The sequence below is a fragment of the Mesorhizobium sp. WSM1343 genome, from assembly GCF_055901535.1.
Genome location: NZ_CM148370.1, coordinates 4,616,738 through 4,632,831 on the forward strand (window position 1 = coordinate 4,616,738; position 16,094 = coordinate 4,632,831).

Sequence of the window (16,094 nt, forward strand, 5' to 3'; positions counted from 1 at the left end):
TTTGGGTATCGATCGGTGATCGGCCGCCCAGTATAACGACCAGCCAAATCAAAGAAAGGCCGATGCCTCTCGGCACCGGCCCTGACTGAAGGTCGATATTTCGGCCGCGCTTCTGTGGCGCGGGCCGGATCCGATGCGGCGGATGTCTTACATCCGGTAGGCGATGGTGTCGTTCCAGAAGCGGTCGAGCCGCTGCAAAGCGCGGTTCATCTGCTTGAACTCATCGGTGTTGATGCCGCCGACCTGTTCGATCGAGCCGACATGACGCTCGTAGAGGCCGGCGACGACCTCGGCCACCTCATTGCCCTTCGGCGTCAGCGAGACACGGACCGAACGGCGGTCGATGCGCGAGCGCTGATGGTTGATGAAGCCGAGATCGACCAGCTTCTTCAGATTGTAGGAGACGTTCGAGCCGAGATAGTAGCCACGCGAGCGCAGCTCGCCGGCGGTCAGTTCGGAATTGCCGATGTTGAACAGCAGCAGTGCCTGGATGGCATTGATGTCGGAACGGCCGTTGCGGTCGAATTCGTCTTTGATCACATCAAGCAGGCGGCGGTGCAGCCGTTCAACAAGCTGCAGCGATTCCATGTACAGGGAACGGATAGCCTCACGGCGATCGTCGGATACGTTGGCGGTCTTCGCCGCCGGACGCGAATTGATCATTGTCTTTGCCTCTCGTTTGTCGCCCTGGTGATTTTTTGTTTTTCACCTTGATCGCGACACTATCGAATACTCATAAAATTCGACTTAAACGCTAGGGCTAACAAGAGCTTACCGGTAAGGGGTTTCGGAAGAGGCTTAACGAACGGTCACCCGAGCAAGGATAATTAACCTAAAGATTTCGGCAACGATTGCAGGGCTCATTCGAGGCGACAGCCGGGCCGCCAATGGGTTCAACGGCTTAGTGGCGGACCGGGCGCTTCTGCAGGTAGATGACGACGCGAAAGACGATATAGAGCACCGCCACCGCCGCATGCGAGACGACAATCAGCAAGCGGTGGCCGAACAACTCGGGAAAGCCGGCGTACATGACCGTCTCGGTCACCGCGCAAATGAACCATATCACCGGGCCCCAGGACGCCAGCATCCACAGGCCGGCAGCGGCAAAGGGAAAGAACACGGCGAGCACCACCGCCGCGACCTGCCAGTGCACGGGCATCAGGTCGAAACGCCACAGTGTGCCCGGATAAAAGCCGATCAGCTTGATCCAGTAGAGAATGCCGAACAGCAGGCAGTAGCCCGATATGACGCGCTGGAACCAGGCGAAGATCACCTCCACCCCGGAGGGCTGCAGAACGATGCGCCTTGAGGTCACCTCGCTCATATCAGGAGTTCCCGTTCGCCGAGCGGAGCGAAATAGGCATCGACATCCGCTTCGCTGACCGCAGCGAGGCTTGCCGGCCGCCATTGCGGCTTCGAGCCCTTGTCGATGATGGCAGCGCGGATGCCTTCGTAGAAATCATGGCCGGCGAGCATCCGGTTGAGGATGCGGAACTCCATCTTCATGCAGGCTTCCATGGACAGCGTCAGTCCGGCGCTGATCTGCCGCCAGGCGACGCGCAGGCTGGTCGGCGAGCGGGTGCGGATCGTCGCCAGCGTCTTTGCCGCGAACTCATCGGCGGCGGCCGCACGCTCGAGGCTGTCGATGACGCGGTTCAGGGACGGTTGCGAAAAATGACGGACAATCGCCTCCAGCGTCGGCCTGTCGGTTTCTCGCCTTGCCTGCACGAAGAAGCCGCGCAGCACCGATTCCGGATCGCCGGTCAACGCCAGCCGGTCGAGGAAGCCAGCCTGGTCCTCGGCCTTGATGGTATGGGTGGCCAGCCCAGACCACAGCGCATCGCCATATCGAATGCGATTGCCGGTCAGCGCCAGATACATGCCGAAGGAGCCGCCGAGATCGGGCAGCAGGTGGCTGGCGCCAACATCCGGAAAGAAGCCGATGCCGACTTCCGGCATGGCAAACTGGGCATTCTCGGTCATCACCCGGTGCGAGCCGTGGAAGGAGATGCCGACGCCGCCACCCATGACGATACCGTCGATCAGGGCGACATAGGGCTTCTTGTAGCTGTTGATGCGGGCGTTGAGCCGGTATTCGTCGGCGAAGAACTCGACCGGCGGTTTTCCCGCCCGGCCTGTCTCATAGACATGCAGGATATCGCCGCCGGCCGAAAAGGCCCTGCCCTCTGCCTTGACGACGATGACGTCGATGCCCTGGTCGGCCTCCCAGGCGGAAAGAGCGGCGTCGAGCGCCCCGATCATGCGGTGCGTCAAGGCATTGAGCGCCTGCGGCCGCGTCAAGGTGACGACGCCGGCCCGGCCCAGATGTTCGAAGCGGATCTCGTCGCCTCCGCCAAAATCCATCGTGAAAGAATCCCTCTCCCGGCCGCCGGGACTGAAGTGCTAAAGCGTGGCGCATGGGTGCGTCAATGGCGAGGACACCGGTGCAAGCTCTGGCCCGGACCAGGAGCCAGTGCTAAAAATGGAGCTGCAATACGGAAAACTGGGTAGAGTTTATTGCAGCGTACCTGGTGGGTCTTCGAACGGGACGATTGTTTATGACTCGATTTTCGCACCTTGCGCCGGTGGCAATCGGGCTGAGCCTCTGCTTGGCTGTTCACCCGGTCATGGCGGGGACTTTGCAAGACCTCTACAGCTCGCAGACCATCGTCAACGGCAAGTACGAGAAGAACCGCCAGTCCGGCTTCAAGCGCTGCCTCGACGCGGTTCTGGTGCGGGTTTCCGGCGATCAGCGCCTGCCGGCGAAACCTGAAATGACGGCATTGCGCGACAAAGCCGGCACCTTCGTCGCCAGTTTCCACTATCGCGACCGCATGGAAGGCATTCCCAACCATGACGACCAGGGCACGTACGATCGGCCTCATAATCTCTACTGCCAGTACAAGCCTGCTGACATCGACCCGGTGCTGGCTTCGCTCGGCAGCAGGCCGTGGCTGACCGAGCGGCCACGGCTGGCGGTGTTTTTGGCGACCGAGCGCGGAACAACGCATTACGCGCTCGATGCCGAGGACGACCGTGGCATGCTGATGCGCGAATCGTTCGGCAATGCCGCCGTACCGCTGGCCATGCAGGTGACTTTTCCCACGGTGGCGCAGCTGTCGCAGGCCGGATTGGACGATCAGGCGCTTCGCAATGCCGAGATGACGAAGCTCGACACCCTTGCGGAGAAAGCCGGCGCCGACCAGGCGCTTTACGGCAGTCTCGTCTGGAGCGACAAGGAACTGGGCTGGATCGCCGACTGGCGGCTGGCCATGGCCGGCAAGACCTACGTCTGGCAGGTGCGCGGTGTCGGCTTCGACGAGGCTTTCCGTGTCGCCATCAGGGGCGCGGCACAGATTCTGTCAGGCAATGGGCAACCCGAATAGGCCTCGACCCGGTCGCTGGCACAATCGTGCCGCATTGGTCAGCGGCGGGAGCTCGTGGTAAAAGCCTGCCCGAACGAGAGTACTGGCGATGAACAAATTCACCCCCGCAAAGCCCGCCGGCGCGCGCGGCGTCGACGAGATCACCGGCAGCCGCCGTCTGCGCCGTATGCGCAAGGCCGACTGGTCGCGCCGTCTGGTGCAGGAGAACCGGCTCACGGTCGACGATTTGATCTGGCCGATCTTCGTCGTCGAGGGCAAGGGTATCCGCGAGCCTATCGCCGCCATGCCCGGCGTCTTCCGCCTGTCGATCGATCTCGCCGTCAAGGAGGCAGAGCGCGCGGCAAAACTCGGCATTCCCGCCCTCGCCACCTTCCCCAATGTGGACATCTCGCTGCGCGACCAGACCGGCTCGCACATCCTCGATCCCGACAATGTGATCAACCGCGCCACCCGTGCGATCAAGGATGCGGTACCGCAGATCGGCATCATCACCGACGCAGCGCTCGACCCATTCACCAGCCACGGCCATGACGGCATCCTGCGCGACGGCATCATCGTCAACGACGAGACAGTGGAACAGGTGACCGCCGCCGCAGTCATCCAGGCGGCCGCCGGCGCCGACATCATCGCACCGTCCGACATGATGGACGGCCGCATCGGCGCCATCCGCGACGCGCTCGATGCCAATGGTTTTCAGGACGTGGCGATCATGTCCTATGCGACCAAATTCGCCTCGGCCTTCTACGGACCCTATCGCGAGGCGGTGGGCACCGCCGGTCTGCTCAAGGGCGACAAGAAGACCTATTACATCGACCATGCCAATTCGGACGAGGCGGTGAGAGAGGCCGAACAGGACATCGCCGAGGGCGCCGACATGCTGATGGTCAAGCCCGGCCTGCCCTATCTCGACATCATCCGGCGGCTGAAGGACGAGTTCCAGATGCCGACCTTCGCCTACCAGGTGTCGGGCGAATATTCGATGATCAAGGCGGCAGGCGCCAATGGCTGGATCGACGGCGAGAAGGCAATGCTGGAATCGCTGCTCGCCTTCAAGCGCGCCGGCTGCGACGGCATCCTGACCTATTTCGCACCCGAAGTGGCGGAGATGCTGAAGGGGTAATTTCTCTTCGCGACGACGGCCGGTCGCGGCGAGCAATGTCGGCCAATCCGCTTCGACATCCATACCAATTTCCGGCTCTTGGCCGGGGAATCCATAGCGAGGGCCACTTGACCGTTGCGTGGGCTTCGTTTGAGCTTGAAAATACCGCTTGCAATTCACAATCGGTTTGTTACAAAAAACTGCTTGCAAAACACAATCGGTTATCGAGGAGGCTCGCATGTCCAAACTTCGCGTCAACGCTTTCACCCTATCGCTCGACGGCTATGGCGCCGGTCCCGATCAGGATCTGCAAAATCCGCTCGGCGTCGGTGGGGAATCCTTGCACAAGTGGTTTGTCGACACCCGCACCTTCCGCGAGATGGTGCTCGGACAAGATGGCGGCACCACCGACGTCAACGAGGCGTTCGCGGCGCGCAGCTTCGAAAATGTCGGCGCCTGGATCCTCGGCCGCAACATGTTCGGACCGATCCGCGGCGAATGGCCTGACGACAGCTGGAAAGGCTGGTGGGGCGACAACCCGCCCTATCATGTGCCGGTTTTCGTGCTGACCCATCACAAGCGGGAACCGATCACGATGGAGGGCGGCACCACTTTCCACTTCGTCGTCGACGGCATCCATTCAGCTCTTGAACGGGCCAAGGCTGCCGCTGGCGGCAAGGATGTGCGGGTCGGCGGCGGCGTCGCCACCATACGGCAATATCTGCAGGAAAAACTGATCGACGAGATGCATCTGGCGATCGCGCCGGTGCTGCTGGGCACGGGCGAGAACCTTTTTGCCGGCCTGGACATGCTCAAGCTCGGCTATGTCTGCAGCGAGCAGGTGGCGACCCCGCTCGCAACGCACGTCACCATCAAGCGGGCGTAAGGTGGAGAGCCAATCTCCCCCCTCGTGGGGGAGATCGCAGCTTCGTCTGCCTCAATACTTCTCCGGCACGTAGAGCTCGCGCGGCAGCACCTGGCGTTCGTATTCGGGGTTGAAGACGCGCTCCGGCAAAGTGATCTCCTCGTGCGGCACTTCCTCGTAAGGCAGCTGCTTGAGCAGATGGTCGATGCAGTTCAGCCGCGCGCGTTTCTTGTCGTTGCCCTCGACGATGAACCAGGGCGCTTCCGGGATGTTGGTGCGGGCGAAGGTCTCTTCCTTGGCCTTGGTGTACTGCTCCCAGCGCACGCGCGACTGCAGGTCCATCGGCGACAGTTTCCACTGTTTCATCGGATCGTGGATGCGCATCAGGAAGCGCATCTGCTGTTCCTCGTCGGTGATCGAGAACCAGTATTTGACCACGGTGATGCCCGAGCGGACCAGCATGCGCTCGAATTCCGGCACGTCGTGGAAGAATTCTTCGACCTGATCGGGCTGGGCAAAGCCCATCACCCGCTCGACGCCCGAGCGGTTGTACCATGAGCGGTCGAACAGCACGATCTCGCCGCCGGCCGGCAGATGCGGGACATAGCGCTGGAAATACCATTGCGACTTTTCGCGCTCCGTCGGCGCCGGCAGTGCGACGACACGGCAGATGCGCGGGTTGAGGCGCTGGGTGATGCGTTTGATGACACCGCCCTTGCCGGCCGAATCGCGTCCCTCGAAGATCACCACCAGCTTCTTCTTGTGGTGGGCGACCCAGGACTGCAGCTTGATCAATTCGGACTGCAGGGTGATCAGGTCGCGAAAATACTGCATGCGATCGATCGAAGGCGGATGCGAGTTCTTGTAGATCTTGGCGATCTCCATCGACAGCGCCGGCTCCGACATTTCGAGCTCATAGTCTTCGTCAAGCGTGTCGGCGAGCTCGGCTTCAAGCCAATCCCTGGCCGGAGAATTCTGTTTTAGCTCGGTCATTATCGGCTGCTCCACTTGCAAGCTCTGTCGATCCACGTCCGGCGCCCCAAACTCCCGGCCTACAGCCCGGGAACGGCAACACCTGAGCCGACTTCCATATAGGCCTGCAATGACGGTTTTATTGCAGCGCGAGCATGGTTACCGCCGCCGTCGGTCCAGCCAGGCATGATCGATCCGCCGCGCTGGCATGGAGACACGTCGCCCAAATTGTCCTACAAATAGCGGCCTTATTCGGGCACCCTCCCCAGCCCTTTCCCAATGCAATCGCGAGGACCGACATGGAATACCGCACCCTCGGCCGTTCCGGCCTGAAAGTTTCGACACTGACCATGGGGACCATGACGTTCGGCGGCGCCGGAGCTTTTTCGGCGGTCGGCAAGACCGATCTCGACGAAGCGCGCCGGATGATCGATCTCTGTATCGACGCCGGCATCAATGTCATCGACACCGCCAATGTCTATTCGAACGGCATTTCGGAAGAGATCATCGGCGAAGCGCTCGGCGGCAAGCGCAAGGGCGACGTGCTGATCGCCTCTAAGGCACGGATGCGGATCGGCAAAGGTCCAAACGATGAAGGCCTGTCGCGCCATCACCTGATCCGGGAATGCGAGAAGAGCCTGAAGCGGCTCAAGACCGACGTCATCGACATCTATTTCCTGCACGAATGGGATGGCGTGACGCCGCTGGAGGAAACCATCGGCGCGCTCGACACGCTGGTTGCCCAGGGCAAGATCCGCTATGTCGGCTGCTCCAACTATTCCGGCTGGCAGGTGATGAAGGCGCTCGGCATCAGCGACAGCCGTCATCAGCCGCGCTTCATCACGCAGCAGATCCACTACACGCTGGAAGCGCGCGAAGCGGAGTACGAACTGCTGCCGATTTCCGTCGACCAGGGGCTGGGCGTTCTGGTCTGGAGCCCGCTTGCCGGCGGATTGCGTCCGGCAAATACCGCCGTGACAGCCCCACCGCCCGCCAACTCGCGGGCTGGTCGGAACCACCGATCCGCGACGAGGACCGGCTGTGGCGGATCGTCGATGTGCTTGTGGAGATCGGCGCGCAGCGCGGCGTGTCGGCAGCGCAGGTGGCGCTGGCCTGGCTGCTTGGCCGGCCGTCCATCAGTTCCCTGGTGATCGGCGGCAGGACGGAAACGCAGTTCCTGGACAACATCGCGGCGGCAAGCCTGGTGCTTTCGGGCGAGGAGCGCGCGCGCCTCGACGCGGTCAGCCGGCCGCCCCTGCTCTATCCCTACTGGCACCAGCAGCTGGCGGCAAAGGACCGTTTTGGTGCCGCCGATCTGGTGATTGACCGAAGCGGCATCTGATCGGCAAATCGATGGCGATAGGTATCGCCGCCGCAGTGATGGGCGTGGCCCCATCATTGCGGCGCGCATCTTGCAAGCCTGGCCATCATCGACGCACTATCGCTTCAGCTGTTGTGTTTGACGGCTAATGCTCCTAGGCAGGACCAGAGCCGCGAGGCAGTGAAAAAGGAGCCGATATGGCGCGACCACCAAACTACGATCAGGAACGCAAGGAACGCGACCGCCAGAAGGCGGCCAAGAAGGCCGAGAAGCTGGCAGCCAAGGTTGCAGCGAGGGAACGTTCGAAGCCCGAAGACGAGACTGAAGCCGAAACCGAAACGGCAAAGTGACGGCAAAAGGCCCGCAGATGCGGGCCGTGCCTCAATCCGGATTGCCGCCTCGGATGTCGCCTTGTGTCAGGCCGGCGCCTTGTCGCTGACAAAGACGTCCACTTCGCGCGCCGCCGCAATGAAGGCGCGCCTGGCGTTCATCGCCGGCTTGTCGCCGGCGAGTGCGTCATGGCAGGCCTGCAGGGCCGCGCGATGCTTGGGGCTGCGCTTGCCGGGCCAGCTGTTGAGGAGGTAGTCGGAAGCCTCACGCGCCGTGCGCAAGAGCTGAGTGCTTCCCGCCGCGACTGACTTCACAGTCACAGGTGTTTCAAATCGGTTGTTTTCCATCGCCGCTCCTTACGCCATCGGCGTCTGCGAAGCGAGGGCGAAAGTGCGCACACGTCCAGACGCCGCTTTGCGCCCCTTCATCCACCTTAAGCAGCAACGACGGCAAAGCCTCTGGCGCGAAGACCGCGCCGATCGTTGGCGAGCGACGTCACCAGCCGGTCGCGGCTGCCGACGATGTGGACCGAGAGCAGGCGCGCAGCTTCATCGGCGTCGCCACGGCGTGCCGCCGCCAGTATGGCGCGATGTTCGGCCCAGGCGCGGCTGAGGGCCGCTTCGTCGCGAACCTCCAGCCAGCGCGCCCGTGACAGGCGCGTCATGGCATCGCGGACCGCCCGGAACAGGAATTCATTGCCTGACAGACGCGCCAGTTCGATGTGAAAATCCATGCCGACGCGATGCCATTCCTCGCGCGGCGTGTCGTTGTCGCAGGATTCGAGCATCGCCTGGATGACATCGATGGCGCTCCGGTCCGCCAGGCTGCATGTCAGGCGAACTGCCGCAACCTCGACCGCCTCCCTGTAGACGGCGATCTGCTCGAGTTCAGCCAGATTGATCGGCGACACCGTCCAGCCGCGCCCGTCCCTGCCGACCAGCCCCTCGGTCTCGAGCCGCAGAAGTGCTGCCCTGACCGGGGTTCGCGATGCACCGAAACGGCTCTCGATCCAGCGCTCGGTCAGCTTTTCGCCGGGACCGATCTCGAGGCCCAGGATCATCTGCCGAAGCTGTTTTTCGACGCTGTGCATCTGCGACATTGTCGTTTCCACCTTTTGGCCGTTTGCGATCGTCTTGCCGATCACGTTCGACAGGTTGCATTGACAGCGGCCAAGCTTGCGTCCATGACGTGCACCATCTTGGTATCCCAAATTGGTATCCGCAGCAAGCATCGATAGAAGAGTTGCTGGGACAGGACATACGACATGCAGCAGAGCACGCCCCCGGCGACCGACAGCACCTACAACATCCACTGGCGGCGCAATCTGTTCGTGTGCTTCGCCGGTTCGTTTTCGACGCTTGTCGCCATGACGCTGCTTCTGCCGTTCCTGCCGCTCTATATCGAGCAGCTGGGTGCCGAGGGTCACGCGGCGATCGTGCAATGGTCGGGGATTGCCTATGGCGCGACGTTCTTCGCGGCGGCGCTGGTGGCGCCGCTCTGGGGACGTCTCGGCGACCGCTATGGCCGCAAGGTGATGCTGGTTCGCGCCAGCTTCGGCATGGCCATATGCATGTCGCTGACCGGCATGGTGCAGACGGTCTGGCAGCTGGTGCTGCTGCGGCTGCTCATCGGCTTTGCCGGCGGCTACTCCTCGGGATCGACCATCCTCGTCGCCATGCAGACACCCAAGGAGCGTTCCGGCTGGGCGCTGGGCCTGCTGTCGGCCGGCATCACGGGCGGGGCTCTGGTCGGCCCGCTGGTTGGCGGCGCCCTGCCGCCGCTGATCGGCATCCGCGCCACCTTTCTCCTCTCCGGCGGCGTCATCTTCCTGGCATTCCTGGCGACCACGTTTCTGATCAAGGAGAATCCCCGGCCGAAAACAGCAGACGCCGGAGCGACGCAGAAGCGGAAAGGCGGCTGGTCACAAATCCCCGACAAACGGCCTGTTGTCGCCATGCTGGCGACCGGCATGCTGTTGAGCTTCGCCACCATGTCGATCGAGCCGATCATCACCGTCTATGTGCAGCAGCTCATCGAGGACCAGAGCCGCGTCACGCTGATATCAGGCGTCGTCATGTCGGCGGCGGCCCTTGGCGCCATCCTGTCGGCCTCGCGCCTCGGCAAGCTCGCCGACCGCGTCGGCCACTGGAACGTCATCATCGGCGCGCTTGCCGTCTCGGCGCTGCTGCTGATCCCGCAGGCCTTCGTCACACAGAGCTGGCAACTCACCGGCCTGCGCTTCCTGATGGGTCTGGCGCTGGGCGGGCTGTTGCCCTGCATCACCAGCGTGATCCGCCACAATGTTCCCGATGGGGTCGGCGGCAATGTGCTCGGGCTGTCGATCTCCGCCCAATATGTCGGGCAAGTCGCCGGCCCCTTGCTGGGCGGCTTTGCCGGTGGTCATTTCGGCATGCGTTCGGTGTTTCTGGGCACATCCGTCTTGATGGCCGGCGGCGCGGTGTATAACTGGCTGGCACAGTCACGCCGCGAGCAGGACATGCTTGCCCACCCCGGCAAGCCCTGACGGGGTTGGGCGTCACGGAGCCCCAAACATGAGCACAGCCGAACGACCTTCCGACAACAGCAGCCGTATCCTCGTCCTGACCGGGGGCTTCTGCGGTGCTGCCGGCGTGGCGCTGTCGGCCGCGGCGGCGCATCTCGGCGGCGCCTTCGTTGGCACCGCCGCATCGTTCCTGCTGATGCATGCGCCGGTCTTCCTTGCCGCCGGATTGCTTGGCGCGAACCGGATCCTGCGCATCGGCAGCCTGATCCTGCTGGTTGGGCTTCTGCTGTTCTGCGGCGATCTGCTGGCCCGCGATTTCATCGGGTCGCGGCTATTCCCGCTGTCGGCGCCGATCGGCGGCACGCTGCTCATTGCCGGCTGGCTGGCGATCGCTGCCTCGGCGCTGGTGCGCGTGCGGTCCTGACGCCCGCCGGCACCAAACGTCGAGCGTGGCGGCTAATCCTGCCGGCGCTCGGGCTTGATGAGCAATTCGCGATTGCGCCGCCGCAGCCTTGCCAACCGACGCCGCTCCGGCCGTTCGGAAGCCGGCGCGATGCCCCAATAGTTGCGGTAGATGTCTTCAAATAGATAGCTCACGGGATGCATGATGTGCGCTCCTTTCAGCACTTGAATCGATCCAATCGAGAGGTGCGAAAAACCGACCCCGATCAGCTCCGCTTGCGCTCCACAAGGAACCGCAACTCGCGGACCCATGGGCTGGTTTTGCCGCGGCGCTTCTGCGTCGCGGTGTTCGACGAGATGCTCCAGTCGTTGCGGTAAATGTCTTCGAACAGAAAATTGACGGGATGCATGACACAACTCCCTACTTGATGTTGAATCGATCCAATTCTGCCAGCAGGCGTTTCCTTGGATCGATCAAACATAGGCCCTATCGAAGCCTCGATCAAGCCAAAATTTGAACCGATCCAACGAAAGTGTTAAATGGGAAGAATTCAGGAGACGAAGATGGCGCCACTTATCTCTGCAAAGACAAGACCGGTCCGGCTGGCGGACATTGCCAAGGCAGCCGGCGTGTCGCACGGCACCGCGTCCAACGTCTTCGCCCGTCCGGAGATCGTGCGCGAGGAGGTCCGTGAACGGGTCAAGGCGGCAGCCGAGGCCATGGGATATGGCGGACCGGATCCCAAGGGCCGGCTGCTGCGCGCCGGCAAGGTCAATGCCATCGGTGTCGCGACCGCGGAACCCCTCTCCTATTTCTTCGACGATCCCTTTGCCCGGGTGATGATGGCCAGCATCTCGCAGGCTTGTGACGCGACCGGTGCGGGGATTTCGCTGGTCTCCGCCGTCAATGGCGAGCAGCTCGCGTGGAACATCCAGAGTGCGCTGGTCGATGGCTTCATCGTTTTCTGTGTCGATGGCGGCTCAAAGCTGGTCCAACTGGCACGTGAACGCAAGCTCCCCTTTGTGGCGCTGGACCTCGATTCGGACGACGACGATGCGGTCGCGGCGATCGGCGTCGACAACATCGCCGGTGCCGGCCTGGCGGCCCGCCACCTGACCGAGCTCGGACACCGCCGCTTTGCCGTGCTTACCCTGCCCTGTGCCGACGCAGGCTTCGGCCCTACCACAAGGGAGCAGGTGGAAATGGCCCTCTACTCCGCTACGCGGGACCGCTTGCGTGGCTATTTCGCGGAACTCTCCCGCGTCGACATCGACGTCTCGCGTGTGCCGATCTACGAGACCGTCAATGACGAGAAGAGCGTGTGGGCCGGCCTCGACCATATTTTCGCCGGTGCCGAGGCGCCGACAGCCATCCTGGCGATGTCGGACAGGATGGCGCTCCATGCGCTGGACTGGCTGCGGCAGCACGACATTGCAGTACCGGGCGATGTTTCTGTCGTCGGCTTCGACGGCGTTCCGGAAGGGGCGGTTTCCAAGCCGCCGCTGACCACGATCGTCCAGCCGATCGCCGAGATGGGCCGCCTTGCCGTCAAGGCGATCCTTGAAAATGATGGTTCGTTCAGCCGGCAATCGCTGCCGGTCGAACTCGTGGTGCGGGCCTCATCCGGCCCCTCGTCCGCCTGAGCTCAACGGCCCATTCTTGTCGCCATGCCCGGCATCGCGAAGGATGCAGCATGGACGGGCGGTGCGGCGCTGTGAGCCGGCCTGCTTTTGGCGGACCAGCCAAGGCCCGATAGCCATTCGAGATAGTAGGCGAGCGCGAACTGCATGACGATGCCGGCCGATATCAACAGGCTGTCATAGGCAAATCCGCCCGGATTGATCAGCTTCAGCACCTGCGCCGCCATTGCAAGCACCGTGCCGGCAATGAAAACCGGCAGCGATCGTTTGCCCAATATGGCAAGCGGATGATCGCGCCCGGTGCGAAACAGATTCGAGATCACCGGGAATGCCACGATCAGGTAGCTCACTGCGAGTATATGCAGGAGCCTCGGCAGCGACAGGAACGTCTTGTCGAAACCGGTCAGCACCGGAGGCAGGCCAAACCAGGAGATATGCCCCCAGAGCGGGCTGTGCACCCAGACCAGGGCCACAACGGTGTAGGCCAAGGCCGCCCCAACCAGCCAGCGATTGACCGGGATGGTGCCGCCGCGACGCACATGCAGCGTGCCCGCCAGGCCGATGTTGAAAAGGAACTGCCACGACAGCGGGTTGAGAAACCAGAAGCCGGGCTCGGGGTAGTTGGGCGGAGCAATCTGATAAATCCCCGCGACCAGCCACAGGGCGCCGGATGCCACCAGTGCCAGGACCGGCCGATAGCTGACAATGAGCAGGAACAGCGGCGCCAGCAAGAGCAGCACCGCATAGACGGGCAGGATGTTGTTGTACCCAAGTTGGTGGCCCAGCGTCACGATGCCGATCAGCACCTGCGGCGTATTCTTGATCAACGGCTCGATGTTGATCATCGTCAAAAGCTCCGGCCGCCTGGCAAACACCGCCGCAGCGCAGAAAATGGCCATCACCACCATGGTGGTGACGATGTGGGTGGCATAAAGCACACCGGCGCGGCGCAACATCTTCAAAGTTGCCAGCAGCCGGTTTCCAGGCTGGAATTTCTTGCCGTAGGCGAGCGCGACCGAGATTCCCGAGATCAGCACGAAGACCTCCGCCGCATCCGAAAAGCCGAAATTCTTGTATGTCAGATACTCGAAGGCGGTACCCGGCACATGGTCGACATAGATGGTCAACAAGGCGAGAGCACGGATCACATCGATGCGCGTGTCGCGCTCAGTGCGGTCCGGGACACGCGCCTCGCGGTCTGGGACACGCGCATCGCGGTCCGGGGAAATCTGGGTGGTCATCGACAAAAAGGCCTCAAAGCTGGTTGTTCATACCGGCAATGCGACCCCCGGCGCACCGCTTCGATTCCTCCCGAAGGATGTTATCGGCGGAGAAACGGACTGTAATGCGCCCGGTTCAATCAACTTTCGCGGAGCTTGAAAATATTGCGTTTTGAAGCCGGCAAATTGAGCGAAACGTCATATAATCAAGAGGATGGTCGATGATCGACGAGACCTCACAAGATGGTGCGTTGCGGCGTGATCTCGCCTTCCACTACCGGCTTTACGGCGCGGCGGATTCAACGGGCGACTGCTTCTTCCTGCTGCATGGGTCGGGTGTCGACGAGACGACATTGGTGCCGCTGGCGCGAGAGATCGCACCGCGTGCCACGCTCGTCGCGGTGCGTGGCCGCGTTGTCCAGGAGGATGGTTTCCGCTGGTTCGCGCGGATCACGCCGACGCGCTTCGAACAGGCGAGCATCCGCACCGAAACCGAGGCCTTTGCGGGCTTCGTCGCTGACGCGGCCACACGCCATCATCTCGACCTCTCGCGCACAATTTTCCTCGGCTATTCGAACGGCGCCAATCTGGTTTCGAGCCTGATGCTGCTGCATCCGGGCCTTGTCGAACGCGCCGCGCTGCTGCGACCGATGCCGGTGCTCGATGATGTGCCGGCGACGGATCTGTCAAAGGTGCGGGTGCTGATGATCGCCGGCGCCGCCGACCTCACCTATGCGCCTTTCGCCCCTGCTCTGGTGACATTGCTCAGTCGGCATGGCGCCGAGATCGACGCCAGGATTGTCTCATCAGGTCATGAATTCGGCAGCGCCGACGCGGCAATCGTCAGGCAATGGCTGGCGGGACCGGCGGCGGTGGCGCAGGCAAGCTGACAGGCTCGCCGCCACGACCAGCCGGCCTACCCTCTTCCCATCCGGTTCCAGGCATCCAGCCCGGCGATCTTGTAGGCTTCGGCGAGCGTTGGATAGTTGAAGGTGTTGTTGACGAAGAAGTCGACGGTGCCGCCGAGATTGATCACCGCCTGGCCGATGTGGATGAGCTCGGTGGCGCCCTCGCCGATGATGTGCGCGCCGAGCAGACGGCGCGTTTCGATCGAAAACAGCAGCTTCAGGAAGCCGGTGTTGACACCCATGATGTGGCCGCGCGAGGTCTCGCGAAAACGCGCCACGCCGACCTCGTAGGCCGCACCGCTCTCACGCACCTGTTCTTCGGACTGGCCGACCGTCGAGATTTCCGGCACCGCATAGATGCCATAGGGGAAGGTTTCCGGCGGCGGCGGCAAAGGCACTCCAAAGGCATGGCAGGCGGCCACCCTGCCCTGCTCCATCGAAGTCGAGGCCAGGCTCGGAAAGCCGATGACGTCGCCGGCGGCATAGATGTTGGGCACGCTGGTCTGGAAGGATTGCGGATCGACCTTGATGCGCCCTCTGGAGTCGGCGTCGATGCCGACGACATCCAGGCCCAGGCTGCCGACATTGCCGGTGCGGCCGGCGGCGTAGAGCACAACCTCGGAACGGATGGTGCGGCCATCGGCCAGTTCCACTTCGGCGGCGTCCGGCTTGGAGCGGATCTCCTTCACCGCGCTGCCCAGCCGGATGGTCATGCCGCGATCGCGCATCTGGTGGATGAAATCGTCGACGATCTCGCGGTCGACGAAATCGAGGATGGAGTTGCGCGGCTCGACCAAGGTTACCGGCACGTCGAGCGCGGAAAAGATCGTCGCATATTCGACGCCGATGACGCCGGCGCCGATCACGGTCAGCGTGCGCGGCAAGCGATCAAGCTCCAGCATCTCGTCGCTGTCGAAGACGCGGGTCTTGTCGAAAGGCACGTCGCGCGGGCGGTGCGGCCTGGTGCCGACCGCTATCAGCGCATTGGCAAAACCGACCTCGCTGTAATCGCCGGTGTCTGATGTCAGGCTGACCTTGTTGGGGCCAAGGAATTTCACCGCGGCGCGAGCGCTCTTGACCGTGTTGCGCATGAACTGGTGCTGCAGCACCTCGACCTCATGGTCGAGCGTCTTGTGCAGGCGCTCGACCAGATCGCCGACCGAAATATCCTGCTTGACGCGGTAGCCGCGCCCGTAGAAGCCACGCTCGCGCCAGCCCGAGAGATTGAGCACCGTTTCGCGCAGCGTTTTCGATGGGATGGTCCCGGTATGCACCGAGACACCGCCCAGACGCCGGCCGCGGTCGACCACCAGCACGGACTTGCCGAGCTTGGCCGACTGCACCGCGGCACGGCGGCCGGAAGGGCCGCTGCCGATGACCAGCATGTCGTAGTCCATATTGCCCCGTCCCCTGTGCGCTCTGCTGCGCCGCAACAAGCTAATGCTAT

The 16,094-nt window shown here is 62.8% G+C and carries 18 protein-coding genes and 1 pseudogene; 9 read left to right on the forward strand and 10 right to left on the reverse strand.

Translation table 11 applies throughout. From position 1 onward, the window contains the following. Positions 1 to 147: 147 nt before the first annotated feature. The 3 genes from ldtR to AC0NIL_RS22640 all read right to left on the reverse strand — a co-directional run bounded on the left by ldtR (position 148) and on the right by AC0NIL_RS22640 (position 2,364). Entirely contained in the window at positions 148 to 663 is a 516-nt protein-coding gene (gene ldtR / locus AC0NIL_RS22630; protein WP_008875359.1) for a transcriptional regulator LdtR, read from the reverse strand. Between the two features lie 238 nt (positions 664 to 901). Then, positions 902 to 1,324: a DUF6163 family protein gene (locus AC0NIL_RS22635; RefSeq protein ID WP_013532255.1), complete on the reverse strand. Its 423-nt coding sequence runs from the start codon at positions 1,322 to 1,324 to the stop codon at positions 902 to 904. Next, a complete protein-coding gene (locus AC0NIL_RS22640; RefSeq protein ID WP_013532256.1) occupies positions 1,321 to 2,364 on the reverse strand; it encodes an enoyl-CoA hydratase/isomerase family protein in 1,044 nt (347 codons plus the stop codon). The genes AC0NIL_RS22635 and AC0NIL_RS22640 overlap by 4 nt, the downstream gene beginning before the upstream one ends. 194 nt (positions 2,365 to 2,558) lie before the next feature. Between AC0NIL_RS22640 and AC0NIL_RS22645 the strand changes: the two genes are divergently transcribed. From AC0NIL_RS22645 to AC0NIL_RS22655, 3 genes are all read left to right on the forward strand, one after another. Continuing rightward, on the forward strand, positions 2,559 to 3,386 hold the full coding sequence (locus tag AC0NIL_RS22645; RefSeq protein WP_275954701.1) for a DUF2066 domain-containing protein: 828 nt from the start codon (positions 2,559 to 2,561) through the stop codon (positions 3,384 to 3,386). A gap of 88 nt (positions 3,387 to 3,474) precedes the next feature. Continuing rightward, positions 3,475 to 4,506, forward strand: a complete 1,032-nt coding sequence (gene hemB / locus AC0NIL_RS22650; protein ID WP_013532258.1) for a porphobilinogen synthase — start codon at positions 3,475 to 3,477, stop codon at positions 4,504 to 4,506. 217 nt (positions 4,507 to 4,723) lie between these two features. Next, complete coding sequence (locus AC0NIL_RS22655) at positions 4,724 to 5,371, forward strand: dihydrofolate reductase family protein (RefSeq protein WP_064995450.1); 648 nt, start codon at positions 4,724 to 4,726, stop codon at positions 5,369 to 5,371. 51 nt (positions 5,372 to 5,422) lie between these two features. Here the strand turns inward: AC0NIL_RS22655 and ppk2 are convergent, their stop codons facing one another. Continuing rightward, entirely contained in the window at positions 5,423 to 6,343 is a 921-nt protein-coding gene (gene ppk2, locus AC0NIL_RS22660; protein WP_013532260.1) for a polyphosphate kinase 2, read from the reverse strand. 278 nt (positions 6,344 to 6,621) lie between these two features. On the opposite strand from ppk2, the pseudogene AC0NIL_RS22665 reads away from it, so the two are divergent. Beyond that, positions 6,622 to 7,664: pseudogene (locus AC0NIL_RS22665) on the forward strand (aldo/keto reductase). Positions 7,665 to 7,840: 176 nt separating this feature from the next. Beyond that, positions 7,841 to 7,993, forward strand: a complete 153-nt coding sequence (locus AC0NIL_RS22670; RefSeq protein WP_013532262.1) for a hypothetical protein — start codon at positions 7,841 to 7,843, stop codon at positions 7,991 to 7,993. Between the two features lie 66 nt (positions 7,994 to 8,059). Here the strand turns inward: AC0NIL_RS22670 and AC0NIL_RS22675 are convergent, their stop codons facing one another. Then, positions 8,060 to 8,293: a DUF982 domain-containing protein gene (locus tag AC0NIL_RS22675; protein WP_244506945.1), complete on the reverse strand. Its 234-nt coding sequence runs from the start codon at positions 8,291 to 8,293 to the stop codon at positions 8,060 to 8,062. Between the two features lie 113 nt (positions 8,294 to 8,406). Continuing rightward, positions 8,407 to 9,072 (reverse strand): GntR family transcriptional regulator, encoded by a 666-nt coding sequence (locus AC0NIL_RS22680; RefSeq protein ID WP_024504688.1) that lies wholly within the window; start codon positions 9,070 to 9,072, stop codon positions 8,407 to 8,409. A 165-nt stretch (positions 9,073 to 9,237) separates the two neighbouring features. Here AC0NIL_RS22680 and AC0NIL_RS22685 point away from each other — a divergent pair, with 165 nt between their 5' ends. Together AC0NIL_RS22685 and AC0NIL_RS22690 are read left to right on the forward strand one after the other, a co-directional pair. Continuing rightward, positions 9,238 to 10,497 (forward strand): multidrug efflux MFS transporter, encoded by a 1,260-nt coding sequence (locus AC0NIL_RS22685; protein ID WP_275954704.1) that lies wholly within the window; start codon positions 9,238 to 9,240, stop codon positions 10,495 to 10,497. Positions 10,498 to 10,525: 28 nt separating this feature from the next. After that, positions 10,526 to 10,900 carry a DUF423 domain-containing protein gene (locus tag AC0NIL_RS22690; RefSeq protein WP_275954705.1) on the forward strand — a complete coding sequence of 125 codons (375 nt, stop codon included), beginning with the start codon at positions 10,526 to 10,528 and terminating at the stop codon, positions 10,898 to 10,900. A 32-nt stretch (positions 10,901 to 10,932) separates the two neighbouring features. Here the strand turns inward: AC0NIL_RS22690 and AC0NIL_RS22695 are convergent, their stop codons facing one another. Both AC0NIL_RS22695 and AC0NIL_RS22700 read right to left on the reverse strand, forming a co-directional pair. Next, positions 10,933 to 11,082, reverse strand: a complete 150-nt coding sequence (locus AC0NIL_RS22695; protein WP_084652668.1) for a hypothetical protein — start codon at positions 11,080 to 11,082, stop codon at positions 10,933 to 10,935. Between the two features lie 62 nt (positions 11,083 to 11,144). After that, positions 11,145 to 11,288, reverse strand: coding sequence for a hypothetical protein (locus tag AC0NIL_RS22700; RefSeq protein WP_013532268.1), 144 nt, complete (start codon positions 11,286 to 11,288; stop codon positions 11,145 to 11,147). A 154-nt stretch (positions 11,289 to 11,442) separates the two neighbouring features. Between AC0NIL_RS22700 and AC0NIL_RS22705 the strand changes: the two genes are divergently transcribed. Next, complete coding sequence (locus AC0NIL_RS22705; protein ID WP_473573455.1) at positions 11,443 to 12,522, forward strand: LacI family DNA-binding transcriptional regulator; 1,080 nt, start codon at positions 11,443 to 11,445, stop codon at positions 12,520 to 12,522. 2 nt (positions 12,523 to 12,524) lie between these two features. Here the strand turns inward: AC0NIL_RS22705 and AC0NIL_RS22710 are convergent, their stop codons facing one another. Further along, positions 12,525 to 13,760, reverse strand: a complete 1,236-nt coding sequence (locus AC0NIL_RS22710) for an OpgC family protein (protein ID WP_275954707.1) — start codon at positions 13,758 to 13,760, stop codon at positions 12,525 to 12,527. Positions 13,761 to 13,960: 200 nt separating this feature from the next. Between AC0NIL_RS22710 and AC0NIL_RS22715 the strand changes: the two genes are divergently transcribed. Continuing rightward, on the forward strand, positions 13,961 to 14,629 hold the full coding sequence (locus tag AC0NIL_RS22715) for an alpha/beta hydrolase (RefSeq protein WP_275954708.1): 669 nt from the start codon (positions 13,961 to 13,963) through the stop codon (positions 14,627 to 14,629). Positions 14,630 to 14,655: 26 nt separating this feature from the next. Here the strand turns inward: AC0NIL_RS22715 and sthA are convergent, their stop codons facing one another. Further along, a complete protein-coding gene (gene sthA, locus AC0NIL_RS22720) occupies positions 14,656 to 16,044 on the reverse strand; it encodes a Si-specific NAD(P)(+) transhydrogenase (protein ID WP_027162436.1) in 1,389 nt (462 codons plus the stop codon). Positions 16,045 to 16,094 lie beyond the last annotated feature (50 nt).